Here is a 12050-nt window from a genome sequence, read left to right on the forward strand (position 1 = left end):
GTGCCAGCACGGGCCCCGATTCGGGAGAGGATTACTTCTTCTTGGGCTTCTTGGGGCCGTCAAAGCCGCTATTCTTCGGGCCGTCGAATGAGCGGGGCTTGCGCGGTTTGAAGTCGCCACCTTTGCCCTTGTCGCCAAAGCCCTCGCGCTTGCCTTTCTTGTCGAAGGACTTGCCGCCGGGCTTGCCCTTGAACGGGCGGGCTGGTGCATTGCCTTCATGGCGAATGCGGATCGCCTGACCACACACGCGCGTGCGCTGGAGTTTGCCCAGCACGCCTTCGGACAGGTTACTGGGCAGCTCGACGATGCTGTGATCGTCGAACAGGTGGATCTGGCCGATCTCCTTGCCCGGGATGCCGCCTTCGTTGGCGATGGCGCCGACGATTTCCTTCGGCGTCACGCCATGCTGGTAGCCCACTTCGATACGGTATTGCGCGAGCTTGCCGTCGGCCACGTCACGACGACGACCCAGGATTTCGTCGCGATTTTCGCGGCGGGGTTTGTCGTGATCGCGCTTCGGGCCGTCCTTGCGGTTGGCATCGAGAATTTCGGGCCAGTCCGCCGGATCGAGCTGCAGGGGGCGCTCGCGCTGGGCGATGAACGCCAGGGCGCCGGCAATCAGGTGCGGCTTGATGTCATGCTCATCGCGGATCTGACCGACCAGTTCGTTGAAGAAGAAGAGGTCTTCGTTTTCGAGCACATCCATCACTTGCTGCTTGAACTGGCCGACGCGTCGCTCGGTCAGGTCGGTCAGACTGGGCAGGGTCAGGGGCTGGATCTTCTGGCGGGTGGCGCGCTCGATGGTGCTCAGCATGCGACGCTCGCGGGGCGTCACGAACAGGATGGCACTGCCCTGGCGGCCGGCACGGCCGGTGCGGCCGATGCGGTGCACGTAGGCTTCGGTGTCGTAGGGAATGTCGTAGTTGATCACGTGGCTGACGCGGGGCACGTCAATGCCGCGGGCGGCCACGTCGGTAGCGACCACGATGTCGAGCTGACCGCTCTTCAACTGGGCGATCACGCGCTCGCGCATCCCCTGGGTCATGTCGCCATTGAGCGCTGCGGCGGCAAAGCCACGCGCCTCAAGCTTCTCGGCCAGCTCGTCAGTGGCGATCTTTGTGCGTGCGAAGACGATGGCGGCGTCGAGGGATTCTTCGGCCTCGAGAATGCGGGTGAGCGCATCGAGCTTCTGATTGCCGTGAACGACGAGCGCGCGCTGATCGATGGCCGAGACGGTGGTCGTGGCCGACTTGATCTTCACTTCCTGCGGATCGCGCAGGTGATTGTGGGCGACGCGGCGGATGACGTCCGGCATGGTGGCCGAGAACAGGGCGGTCTGGCGCGTCGCGGGGGTGTGCTCGAGAATCCATTCCACGTCGTCGATGAAGCCCATGCGCAGCATTTCATCGGCTTCGTCGAGGACCAGCATGCGCAGATCGTCCAGCACGAGAGAGCCGCGCTTCAGGTGATCCATGACCCGGCCCGGGGTACCGACGATGATCTGCGCGCCGCGCGAGAGCTGGCGCAACTGCACCACCATGCTCTGGCCGCCGTACAGCGGGACCACGTGAAAATCCTTCATGTGGTGGGCGTACTTCTGGAAGGCTTCGGCGACCTGAATGGCCAGCTCGCGCGTCGGTGCCAGCACCAACGCCTGGGGCTTGCGTGCCTTGAGATCGACCAGATCAAGCGTGGGCAGCGCGAACGCCGCTGTTTTACCGGTTCCGGTCTGTGCTTCACCCAGCAGGTCCTTGCCTGCCAGCAGGTGCGGAATACACGCGGCCTGGATGGGCGAGGGCGTTTCGTATCCCACGTCGGCCAACGCCTTGAGCAAGGGGGCGGACAGGGAAAGGTCGGCAAAACGGATGCCGTCGGGTACAGCTTGGGACATATCAGGGACCTGCGAGGGGATAAGGCGGCCGGAATTCGGGCAGCGAACCCTCAAGTATCCCCCTTAAACGCAGGAAAGGAAAGAGATTTTTGCGGTGCAGCGAAGCTCTTCGATAAACGGTTTGGCGTCAAGCCGGGTCAAATTAACGGCGTGACATGAATCCGATCAGCGCGAGCGTCGCGAGCGCGAGTCCGTAGCCACTGATGGGCGACTCTTCCGGGTCGGGCGCTTTGATGCTGGAGAGCTTGGTACTCACTGCGCGGGTCGCAGTACTCAAGTCGCTTTCGGATGAGACCGATCGCTGAATCTCGAGGGCGGCTGCCGGCAAGGCGGTGAGGGTGAAGACAAGAAATATGGTGCGAAGCAGCATGATTCACTCCTGTGTTGCGAGTGCAGGTACGCGACTGGAAGTCGGATGCGGTGGCATGCGTTTCCGTCGAGCCCCTAGATTGCCGGTGTTGCATTGTCTTTTGATGACAATGGCAACATCGACAGACGAATCATGCGCCAGAATCAGAAATGTTGCAATGCAGAAAATATTGCAAAATTTTGTTAAATGAGCGGTCGGTGCCGCGGTGGAAGTGCGTGGTAATCCGCAAGTCTTTGAAGTTGTGTCAGATTGCCCAGCCGGAGTGTGCCGGGACGCCAGTCGACAAGGCCCAGGTCACGCAGGCGCTTGAGCGATTTGTTGGTGTGAACAAGTGACAGCCCCATGGCGTCGGCCATGTGCTGTTGTGTCAGAGGCAGGCGAAGCATGTCACCGTCAGTCAGTCCGAGCAGTTCCGAGCGCCGGAACAGATGGATGAGCAGCATGCCGATGCGCTCCATGGCACGGCGTTGACCCACGGACACCAGATTTTCGTCGACGATGAGTTCAGCGTTGGCGCTCAGCCAGGTGATGTCATAGCCCAGCGATGGCTGTTGCTGAAACAGGTTCCACAGTTTCCCGTGCGGGAAAACGCAGATGCGGCCCGCCGTGATCATCTCGACGCCCACGGGCGAGTCTTCGCCGACGCGCTCCTGCAGGCCGATGAAATCGCCCGGAAGCAGGAAGTTGAGAATCTGCCTGCGGCCGTCCGACAGACTGCGGAACCGGAAGGCCCATCCATCGAGCAGCGTGAACAGCGAGTTGCTGCGTTCTCCTTCACGGACGATGGCGTTGCCGGCGGAGAGCTGTTTCTCGTTCTCCTTGAAGCTGTCGATGAATTCCAGCGTCTCGCCGCTGGCCGAATGAAAACAGTTGCGTGCCCTGAGCGGGCAGTGCTGACATGAAGTGTATTCAGCGTTTTGGGTCACCAAGGGCGTCTCCCGAGTGCCATGACGACATGGAGTGCAAGTGAAAAAGTGACGAAGCGTATTCGATGTTACACCCTCGTCATACGTCTTTTCTTGTAGCGTGCCGAACATGGCCGCGATAGATTGATGCGGTACTTAAAAGTAATAGAGAAAACTACCATGATGGTCGGGTCAGAATCACTTTATCAGCTTGTTTATACAAGCCGGCTGGCATTTGATGCCAGTGTCAGCAGCGTGGCGGACATCTGCCGGGTCGCGCGTGTGCGCAACGATCAGGACGGTGTCACGGGGCTGCTCATCTTCGACGGCTTGCGCTTCTGCCAGTACCTGGAAGGGGCGCGTGACAAGGTTCGGGCATTGGCCCAGGTGATCTGTGAAGACGTGAGACACGAACAGTTCATGATTCTTCATGAAGGCGAGTTCAGCGGTCCGCGGCTCTTCAACGACTGGTCGATGGGCTATGCCCTGACCGACGACGAGGACATGCTGTCGTCCGTGCTGGGCATGCGTGGTGTTTCCACAGTGCAAGCGGTGCAGGGCCTGGTGCCAAGACTCGACTTGCAACCCTGAACCCCGTGCCCGCCAGCGGGCGCGCCACTTTCTGAAACACGGCTCGCTACATGCGGGCCGTTTTCACGTTACGATCCCGCCCCGCGTCGATGTCGGCGCGGCAACACATGGTTTTAGACCGGATCGGAGCGTGTATGAGCGCAGCGGGTTGGTACGTTCTCATTGGTGCAGTTCTCATATCCATGGGTCTGCTCGCCTGTCGGTTGCGCGGGCTGGCCATCACCAGCGCCGTGGTCTATCTGGGGGTGGGGGTGCTCATCGGCCCGACCGTTTTCGGGCTGTTTCACTTCAACCCGCTCAAGCAGGCGCATCTGCTCGAGGTCATCACCGAAATTGCGGTGCTCATGTCGCTTTACACCTGCGGCCTGAAGCTCAAGGTGCCGATCCGGTCACGGCTGTGGCGGGTGCCGTTCCGGCTGGCGACCATTTCGATGGTGATCGGCATTGCTCTTGTGGCGGCGCTCGCCCATTGGGGGCTGGATATGCCCTGGGGGGCGGCGATACTGATCGGTGCCGTGCTTGCGCCGACGGATCCGGTGCTGGCGACGGATGTGCAGGTCCGCCATCCCGGCGACAACGATCGGCTTCGCTTTGGGCTGACGGCCGAAGCGGGTCTCAACGATGGCACGGCCTTCCCGTTCGTGATGCTCGGCCTCGGTTTGCTGGGCCTGCATGACATCGGCAGTGGCGGTGCCTGGGTGGTTCGCGACGTGGTGTGGGCCTGTGTTGCCGGCCTTGCGCTCGGGGCAGGGTTGGGGGTGGCCACCGGACGGCTGATCTTCTTCATGCGCCGCCGGCATCTGAACGCCGTCTTCATGGCCGACTTCATCGGTCTGGGCTTGATCGCGCTGGCTAACGGATTGGCATTGGCGATTTCGGCTTATGCCTTCCTGGCTGTCTTTGCTGCCGCGCTGGCGGTTCGGCAGACCGAGCAGTATCTGCTGTCTCGACACCTCGATACGCCTCAGGGCGAGGCGATTCGCTCCGCGGGCCTGGTGGATCGTTCAATGCATTTCAACGAGCAGCTCGAGCGCATCGGTGAAGTGCTGCTCATCTTGCTGCTGGGAGGCAGTCTGTTTCTCAACTCGTGGAGCTGGGAAGCGGTGCTGGTGGCCGCCTTCGTGTTCTTCGTGGCACGGCCGGTCGGGGTCTATGTTGGACTGTGGCGGGCGGATGTCACCCGAAAGGCCAAGCATTACATGGCGTGGTTCGGCGTGCGGGGTATCGGCTCGCTCTACTACCTGATGTATGCGATTGCGCATGGCCTGCCCAAAGAGCTTGGCCTGCAATTGCTGTCGATCACGCTGATCGTCGTGACCCTCTCGATCATCGTGCACGGTATGAGCGTTACGCCGTTGATGCGCAGGTACGCGCAGCCGGCCTGACGGGTTTGCGTCTCCGGCCCGCCACCCACGCGGCGGCAAACAGGGCGGAAAAAGTCACCGCGAGGATGGCGACATCGATCAGATATGCGCGGTCGCGAATTTCGTCGCCCGCGATCCCCAGAACGAGCATGGCGACCACCGCATGGGTACAGAACACCGGCAAGGAGGCTTTGCCCAGAAATTGGAGCGGTCGGGTCAGACGCGCTGCCGTTTCTCCGCGCGGCCCGAAGCGCAGCACCAGCAAAAGCAGGGCGGTCGCGTTCAGCAGGCGTAACGGCCCCATGTGCCATTTGTCGAACCAGGCGTTGAGGGCTTCATGCTCGGGGAAGGGGATCTGCCCGATCGCATGGCGCCAGGCGAAGCCGATCGCAGCGAAGGTGAGCGCGCCGATCACCCACCCGGCGGGCCAGCGACCGACGTTGGGCGTCCAGCCGTTGGCCATCGCCCAGCCGCCCAGCAGGCCGGTGGTCCAGACCAGTTGCCATGCCAGCAGGTCGAAAGCACCGGTGGCGCCGCGAATGATGGGAAACCCTGTCGACGCGACAAATGCGTCGTACCACTGCCCAGCGAGTCCGGTCTGAGCGAACAACCACAGGCCGACCGTAAAACCGGCGACAGAGCGCCAGTAGCCCTTGGCCAGCGCAGCCAGGATCAGCGGACTGACGAGCAGGAACACCACGTACATGGGGAGGATGTCGAGCAGGCCGGGTTGATGGATCAGTGCCATCCCGCCGAGCACGGCAGCCCAGGGATCCATCTGGAAGAACCACATCATGCCGGGCAGCGGCCCTTTTTCGGGTACGACGCCCGTCAATGGCAGGATGAAGAACAGCAATCCCAGCAGGCCGATGTGGCACAGATAGACCAGCCCCGCACGACGCACCAGCGCGCTGCGTACGACGTCCACACCCTGGCTGAGCAGACGTCGGCCGTGAACCCGGCCGACCAGCATGCCCGAAATGAACACGAAGCCGAACGCGGCCGACACAAACCCGAAGGGTTGTCCCATGGGCTGCGTCAGGCGCGTCGGCACGTGCGTCAGCGTCATCAGGACGAGCATGAGGCCGCGCAATGCGTCGAGCTGCCACAGGCGCGAACTTGGCTGGGCGGCGGGCAGGGGAGTCGACATGCGTTTCAATATCCGGAAACAACCCCGATCGGGTGGATTCGCACTTTAATTGAACTTGTGTATGCTGCAGTGCGTCATTTGTAATGAAAGGTCTCGTTTTCGTGGAGACCCAAGACATTGCTGACTGCTTCGACAGTCGGCCCAAAAAGGAGTTTGCTGCATGGACACCATATTCTGGCCGCTGGAAGCGGGTTCGCTCGTTCTGAAGAACCGCATCGTGATGGCACCGCTGACCCGCTGCCGCGCAGGTGAGTCCCATATGCCGAACGCACTGATGGCCGAGTACTACGCCCAGCGGGCCAGCGCCGGGCTAATCGTGGCCGAGGCCACCATGGCCATCGCGGGAAACTCGGCCTTCTGGAAGGAGCCGGGCATCTACAGTGAAGCGCAGGTGGACGCCTGGCGGCAGGTGACCGATGCGGTGCATGCACGCGGGGGCAAGATCGTACTGCAGATCTGGCACGGCGGCCGGGCCTGCCACCCCCTGCTCAACGGTGGCATCACGCCCGTGGCGCCAAGCGCGCTGGCCATTGTCGGTGAGGAGGTGCACACCCCCGAAGGCAAGCAGCCCTACACCCTGCCGCGTGCCCTTGAGACGGATGAGGTGCCCGATATCGTGGCCGGATTTGCCCAGGCCGCCGACAATGCGATTGCGGCCGGTTTTGATGGTGTCGAGGTGCATGGTGCCAACGGCTATCTGATTGACCAGTTCCTGCGCGACGGCAGCAACGTGCGTGACGACATCTACGGTGGCAGCCGCGAGGCGCGCGCCAAATTCCTCTTTGATGTGCTCGATGCCGTCTGCGAACGCATCGGCAGTGACAAGGTCGGCTTGCGCCTGTCTCCGCTCAATGGCTTCAACGACATGCGCGACTCCGACCCGGTGGGGCTGACGGCCTGGCTGACCGCCAGGCTCGGGCGTTTCAACCTGGCGTATCTGCACATGATGCGCGCTGACTTCAAGGGTGAGCAGCAGGGCGATGTACTTGCTGCGGTGCGCGAAAACTATCCGGGCGTGGTCATTGCCAACATGGGCTATACCCCTGAAGAGGCCAAGGCCGCGGTCGGTGCCGGCCAGCTCGACGCGGTCGCCTTCGGTGTGCCCTTCATCGCCAATCCCGATCTGGTCGAGCGCATCGAGCTTGGCGCGCCCCTGGCCGAGGCCAATCCGAAGACGTTCTATTCCGATGGCCCCGAGGGGTACACCGATTACCCCACCCTCGAAACCGCGCACGCTTAAAAAAACGGCGCCAATCGGCGCCGTGAAGTGCAACGAGGAGAAGAGCCGCCGGGGTCTTGCTTGCAGGTACCGCCCCCGGCCTGAACTTGCGCTGTTGCCGGCCGAATGATCGTCGCGCCGACAACGTGCTCTTCCTTCCGATTTCTGCGAATTACGTGCCAATCATCGCAATGACGTTCAAATTGCCCGATCTGCGCGTCATTCGGACCGATGGTCGCAAAACCGAGCCGTACCGCGATGTTCATTCGCGACACAGCGGTCGTGCCGACCTGTGTCGATATTCAACAGTGACAGGACAAAAAAAGCCCGGCTCGCGGCCGGGCAATGGGTCAATTAAGGTGGAAATCAGAACTGGTAGGTGGCGTTAGCCCCGGCGTACCAGGCCGCACCCGATCCAGGTTCGTAGTAGCGGCCGTTCGAGTCGCCGACAACGACAGATCCGACGTAGCCACGATCGAAGATGTTGTCGAAGCGAATCATCTGTCCGAGTGTCCACGGTCCGTGTTTCTGTTCAGCCGTGATACGCACGTTGAAGATCGCATAGGACGGTGCCGCACGATCCTGGTTCAGGTCATGAACCTCGACGTTGCTGCGGTAGATCCCTTCGATCGCCGCCTTGACGCCTGCCGGGTGCGCATAGGCAAGCTCGGTAAAGAGCATAGTTGCCGGAATGCCGGGGATGCGGTTGCCCTCGTCGATGGTGGTGCTGTTGCTCACAAAGCTCTCGTCGTAGACCGCACGCATGTGTGTGAAGCTGGCCCGCGCGCTCAGCGCGTCGGTGATTTTGCTGTCGAGTGCGATCTCGACACCTTGACGGAGGGTCTTGCCGGCGTTCTGGTATACGGTGCGGCCCCCGGCGGAGCTTTCCACCACGACTTCGTTGTCGGTATTGACCTGGAAAACCGCGGCGTTCAGTCGGGTTCTGAGGGGCAGCTGTGCCTTCAAGCCGACCTCGAACTGTTCGCTCGTGGCTGGCTTCAGACCAAGATTGAGTGTGCCGGTACCACTCGAATACGAGACTTCACCGAACGTGGGGGTCTCGAAACCCGTGCCCGCACTGGCGTAGAAATGCAGGTCGTCGGTGGCACGGAACATCACGCCAATCGTGGGGGTGGTGCGTGAATACGTCTGCTCGCCGCTGTCGTCGCCGTTCGAGAGAAACTTATCGTTCACGTCGAATTCAACGCGACTGTGGCGCACACCCGCCGAGAGCGTCCATCGACCTGCTTCAAGGCTGGCCTGGAGATAAGGGTCGATGCTGGTCAAGGTGTCGACTTCATCCCGGCGCAGAGCGCCCTTCACGCCGAGCGTCGATCCGACGAAGTTCTGGAAACCCCGGCGATCGTCCTGCATCCAGTCGTAGTCAAGGCCAGCAGTCAGACTGAGCAGCTTCTCATCCAGCTCGATGTTGTGCGTCCAGCGCGCGCCAAAGCCGGCAAATTCCCGATCGAAATCGACGATCCCACCGGAGTTGCCCGGGCGTGTGACCGGATTCTGAAGGAAGAACGGAATCGACAGCACCTGCATGACATGGCGCTGCCCCGCGTAGGCAGAGACCTCGAGTCGATGAGGGCCGACGTTGCGTTGGTAGGTTGCGCCAGCCTGCGCGTGGGAGATGTCCTTTCTCGTGTCGTAATTGAGTGCGGAATCGTCGACCGATGCGGGGTCGTTCCGATACTGGTCCCAATCGATTCCTTTGGGGTCCTTGGTGTCGTCCTGATTCAGACTGTTCGCGACGATCGTCAGTTTGCTGTCTTCGTCAGGCTTGAAGAGCAGCTTGGCAAAAGCCTGATCGCGCACAGCGTCGCTGTGATCTCGATATCCGTCGGTCTCGAAATGGGAAAGATCGAGCAGGTAGCCGATGTCGTTCTTTGTGCCCTCGGCCCCGATACCGATCTTGAAGGTATCGAAACTGCCGGCAATGACACGACCGCTCACTTGCGGCTTCTCTGCCGGATCACGCGTAAATAGCTGAATCACGCCGCCCGCATGGTTGCCGTAGACCGTCGAGAAGGGGCCGCGCAGCACCTCGATGCGATCGGCAACGTCCAGATTGAAGGTTGCCACCTGGCCCTGACCGTCCGGGTTGGTGGCCGGAATGCCGTCGGCGATCAGCTTGACGCCACGTACGCCGAACGCGGCCCGGGCACCGAAGCCGCGGACCGAAATCTGCAAGTCCTGCGCGTAGTTCTGACGGTTCTGGACGACCAGGCCGGGGACGGCAATGAGCGACTCCGACGCGTTCACCCCGAGTTGCCCCTCGGTGATGTCCTCTCGGCCGACGGCATCGACTGAATACGGTAGCTCGAAGCTTTCGGTGGGGGTTCGCGAGCCGCTCACCACCACGGTGTCGAGCGCCGCGTCATCTGCCGCGATGGCCAAGCCCGCCGGCATCAGCCAGGCCGCGGCAACACACGCGACCACGGGCTTGAGCGTGAAGAATTTCCGGCGATGATGATGTCCTGACATAAAAAGTTTCCAGTTTTGTGAATTTTGGCCGAAGTTTATTGGGTAGGGCGGTGGCACGCTTCCCCGGGATGATGACTTTGGCCTCATGAAAATCATGAACATGGGCTGTTTGCTCCAACCTGAAACACTGTGTGACGAGGTGGAACAGGCCCATGCATGTTGCGGTGTGATCGGGGCGGAAGTTGATCGACTGGCGAGCCGCACGGCGGCGCGGTTTGCATGCATGTTGCATTGCAGCGTGCTTTCAGGTACGCGATCTGCTCTTGTAATTATGCAGGTCGGTGCGGCCGGAAACGCGCTGAACCCGAAAAAAGCAAAAAATGCTCATGGAGAAGACAGATGACTGATCAGCGAGAAACCTGGGGGCAACTCCTCCAACTCGATGCACCCTGGCAGGTGCTCAAAATCCAGCAGGACGTCAATGCCCGCCGCTACGACGTCTGGGTGGGGCTTGAGGCACCAAAGCAGTGGTTCGGATTCATCCGGCGCAGCCAGGAACAGGCGGTGGAACATTACTCCTGGCGCCATGTGAACTTCGGTGACTGGCGCGTGCACCTGCATGTGGCACTGCCCGTCGGACAGACGCTCGAGGGCCTGGCCTGGGCGGGCGAGTTCGACCTGCCATTCACCAACTCACTGGCCCGCCAGATCTTCTCCCTGCTCAAATCCGATGTGAGCCTGCAGCGCATTTGCGATCTGCTCGATCTACCGGTGTCGGAACTGTGGCGCTTCCGCTATGCGCTCGACTCCGGCCGGCTCAACGTGGGCGAGATTGCCAGCGACGATATCAAGGTTGCCGAAGAGGCCGACAGCGACATCCCGTCGCTCGACGATCCGGTCTGGGGCGCCCTTGTCGATGGCAAGCTGGAGATCGACATCCGGGTGCTTGGCCTCAAGCTGATGCTGAGCCGCCTGCGCGCGCAGATGAGCAAGATCTCCGACAGCGAAATCCGCGATCTGAAGCTTCAGGAATTCCAGCGATACTTCGCCAAGAACAAACAAATGCTCGGGCATGAACTGGCCCAGCTCAAGGAGGGCGCTGCAAGTGTCTGAACATGTGATTGAGGCGTTGCCCGGTGGGCTCATGGAAGTGTCTGCAGCGGCAGACCTGATCAAGAAGGGTGAGTTCGTTGTCGTGGCCGGTGATGCCGAATTGCTCGACAAACTGCCCAAGGGAAACTGGATCGGTGGCACGATCCCGTACTTCATGGGGCCGCGCGGCGGCGAGTGCTCCAAGAAACAGGTCTATGTGACCCGTGTGGGTGGCCCGTCCGACAAGCCGGTCATCAAGGTCTATGACGTCACCAACATCGAGAATCTCTGCCTGGAGGCGCCGGACAATGGCTACAGCCTGATCATCCTGCCCGCGTTCTCTCCGATTCACGCGCATTACGCGCGCAACGCCCCCGGCTTTGAAGACATGTTCGTCAAGCCCGTGATCGGCTGGGTTTCGGGGGTGCATCTCGAACAGCTGGCCGATGCCGTACCCAAGGTCTATGACGGCACGCGGGGCGTGGCCGAGTCCGACGCCGCGGTTGTCATGCATGTGGCGTTGCCGGCCAACTGCTACGCACGTGTCGACATCATCAACGGCATGCAGCAAGGCAGCGGACCGACCATCAAGTTTCCGAACACCGGTTTTTCGGCCACGACGGCAACCATCGATGGCAAGGAGCAGAACCTCGCCGAGTTCCTCACCCGGAACAACATCGATACCAAGCTGCCGCTGGTGGCCGACTACTGCGGTGCGATGATCAACGTGTCGATCAAGGGTGTCGATGCCAAGGAAGGGCGGGTCGATTTCTACGCCCCGGTGTTCTCCGACTCCGAGTACCGGATGGCCGAGGGAGATATCCCGCAGCTGAACGAAGGCGAAGGCAAGGGCACCACTTTCTCGTGCAACTGCATCCTCAACTATCTGTATGGCAATCTCGAAGGCAAGCGGACCGCGAATTTCACCGGCCCCATGACCTTTGGCGAAATTGCTTACCTGCTGCTCAACCAGACACTGGTGCACATGAGCATCGTCAGGGACTGACGTCCGGTGTCGTGGCAAAGGCTTGAAACGGA

Annotated in this window: 11 protein-coding genes; 6 read left to right on the plus strand and 5 right to left on the minus strand. The window is 61.2% G+C overall.

Annotation, left to right across the window (positions count from 1 at the left end; all coding sequences use genetic code 11):
• Positions 1-31: 31 nt before the first annotated feature.
• The 3 genes from J0W34_RS08625 to J0W34_RS08635 form a co-directional block, all read right to left on the minus strand.
• A complete protein-coding gene (locus J0W34_RS08625) occupies positions 32-1891 on the minus strand; it encodes a DEAD/DEAH box helicase (protein WP_227814926.1) in 1860 nt (619 codons plus the stop codon).
• A gap of 142 nt (positions 1892-2033) precedes the next feature.
• Positions 2034-2261: a hypothetical protein gene (locus J0W34_RS08630; RefSeq protein ID WP_230971385.1), complete on the minus strand. Its 228-nt coding sequence runs from the start codon at positions 2259-2261 to the stop codon at positions 2034-2036.
• Positions 2262-2443: 182 nt separating this feature from the next.
• Positions 2444-3187, minus strand: coding sequence for a Crp/Fnr family transcriptional regulator (locus tag J0W34_RS08635; protein WP_230971386.1), 744 nt, complete (start codon positions 3185-3187; stop codon positions 2444-2446).
• A gap of 159 nt (positions 3188-3346) precedes the next feature.
• On the opposite strand from J0W34_RS08635, the gene J0W34_RS08640 reads away from it, so the two are divergent.
• Together J0W34_RS08640 and J0W34_RS08645 are read left to right on the plus strand one after the other, a co-directional pair.
• The gene (locus tag J0W34_RS08640; protein WP_227814923.1) at positions 3347-3757 is read left to right on the plus strand and encodes a BLUF domain-containing protein; all 411 of its coding nucleotides are present in this window, start codon (positions 3347-3349) and stop codon (positions 3755-3757) included.
• Positions 3758-3891: 134 nt separating this feature from the next.
• Positions 3892-5142: a cation:proton antiporter gene (locus J0W34_RS08645; RefSeq protein ID WP_227814922.1), complete on the plus strand. Its 1251-nt coding sequence runs from the start codon at positions 3892-3894 to the stop codon at positions 5140-5142.
• On the opposite strand, the gene opgC is transcribed toward J0W34_RS08645, so the two are convergent.
• Positions 5105-6271, minus strand: a complete 1167-nt coding sequence (gene opgC, locus J0W34_RS08650; protein WP_230971387.1) for an OpgC domain-containing protein — start codon at positions 6269-6271, stop codon at positions 5105-5107. The genes J0W34_RS08645 and opgC overlap by 38 nt on opposite strands.
• Before the next feature lie 160 nt (positions 6272-6431).
• Here opgC and J0W34_RS08655 point away from each other — a divergent pair, with 160 nt between their 5' ends.
• A complete protein-coding gene (locus J0W34_RS08655; RefSeq protein WP_230971388.1) occupies positions 6432-7511 on the plus strand; it encodes an alkene reductase in 1080 nt (359 codons plus the stop codon).
• Positions 7512-7856: 345 nt separating this feature from the next.
• Here the strand turns inward: J0W34_RS08655 and J0W34_RS08660 are convergent, their stop codons facing one another.
• Positions 7857-9980 (minus strand): TonB-dependent receptor family protein, encoded by a 2124-nt coding sequence (locus J0W34_RS08660; RefSeq protein ID WP_230971389.1) that lies wholly within the window; start codon positions 9978-9980, stop codon positions 7857-7859.
• 85 nt (positions 9981-10065) lie between these two features.
• Here J0W34_RS08660 and J0W34_RS08665 point away from each other — a divergent pair, with 85 nt between their 5' ends.
• From J0W34_RS08665 to J0W34_RS08675, 3 genes are read left to right on the plus strand one after another with little or no spacing between them, the layout of a single operon-like run.
• Complete coding sequence (locus tag J0W34_RS08665) at positions 10066-10323, plus strand: hypothetical protein (protein WP_230971390.1); 258 nt, start codon at positions 10066-10068, stop codon at positions 10321-10323.
• Entirely contained in the window at positions 10320-11033 is a 714-nt protein-coding gene (locus tag J0W34_RS08670; protein WP_230971391.1) for a hypothetical protein, read from the plus strand. Before J0W34_RS08665 ends, J0W34_RS08670 begins: the two co-directional genes overlap by 4 nt.
• Positions 11026-12018 (plus strand): DUF6976 family protein, encoded by a 993-nt coding sequence (locus J0W34_RS08675; RefSeq protein ID WP_227814916.1) that lies wholly within the window; start codon positions 11026-11028, stop codon positions 12016-12018. Before J0W34_RS08670 ends, J0W34_RS08675 begins: the two co-directional genes overlap by 8 nt.
• Positions 12019-12050 lie beyond the last annotated feature (32 nt).

The organism is Nitrogeniibacter aestuarii (genome assembly GCF_017309585.1).
Taxonomy (GTDB): domain Bacteria; phylum Pseudomonadota; class Gammaproteobacteria; order Burkholderiales; family Rhodocyclaceae; genus Nitrogeniibacter; species Nitrogeniibacter aestuarii.

Bases quoted from the DNA above. Each gene is read 5' to 3' on its own strand.
- J0W34_RS08625 (WP_227814926.1), bottom strand. From the start codon at position 1,891: ATGTCCCAAGCTGTACCCGACGGCATCCGTTTTGCCGACCTTTCCCTG.
- J0W34_RS08640 (WP_227814923.1), top strand. From the start codon at position 3,347: ATGATGGTCGGGTCAGAATCACTTTATCAGCTTGTTTATACAAGCCGG.
- J0W34_RS08665 (WP_230971390.1), top strand. From the start codon at position 10,066: ATGAAAATCATGAACATGGGCTGTTTGCTCCAACCTGAAACACTGTGT.
- J0W34_RS08660 (WP_230971389.1), bottom strand. From the start codon at position 9,980: ATGTCAGGACATCATCATCGCCGGAAATTCTTCACGCTCAAGCCCGTG.
- J0W34_RS08670 (WP_230971391.1), top strand. From the start codon at position 10,320: ATGACTGATCAGCGAGAAACCTGGGGGCAACTCCTCCAACTCGATGCA.
- J0W34_RS08655 (WP_230971388.1), top strand. From the start codon at position 6,432: ATGGACACCATATTCTGGCCGCTGGAAGCGGGTTCGCTCGTTCTGAAG.
- opgC (WP_230971387.1), bottom strand. From the start codon at position 6,271: ATGTCGACTCCCCTGCCCGCCGCCCAGCCAAGTTCGCGCCTGTGGCAG.
- J0W34_RS08645 (WP_227814922.1), top strand. From the start codon at position 3,892: ATGAGCGCAGCGGGTTGGTACGTTCTCATTGGTGCAGTTCTCATATCC.
- J0W34_RS08630 (WP_230971385.1), bottom strand. From the start codon at position 2,261: ATGCTGCTTCGCACCATATTTCTTGTCTTCACCCTCACCGCCTTGCCG.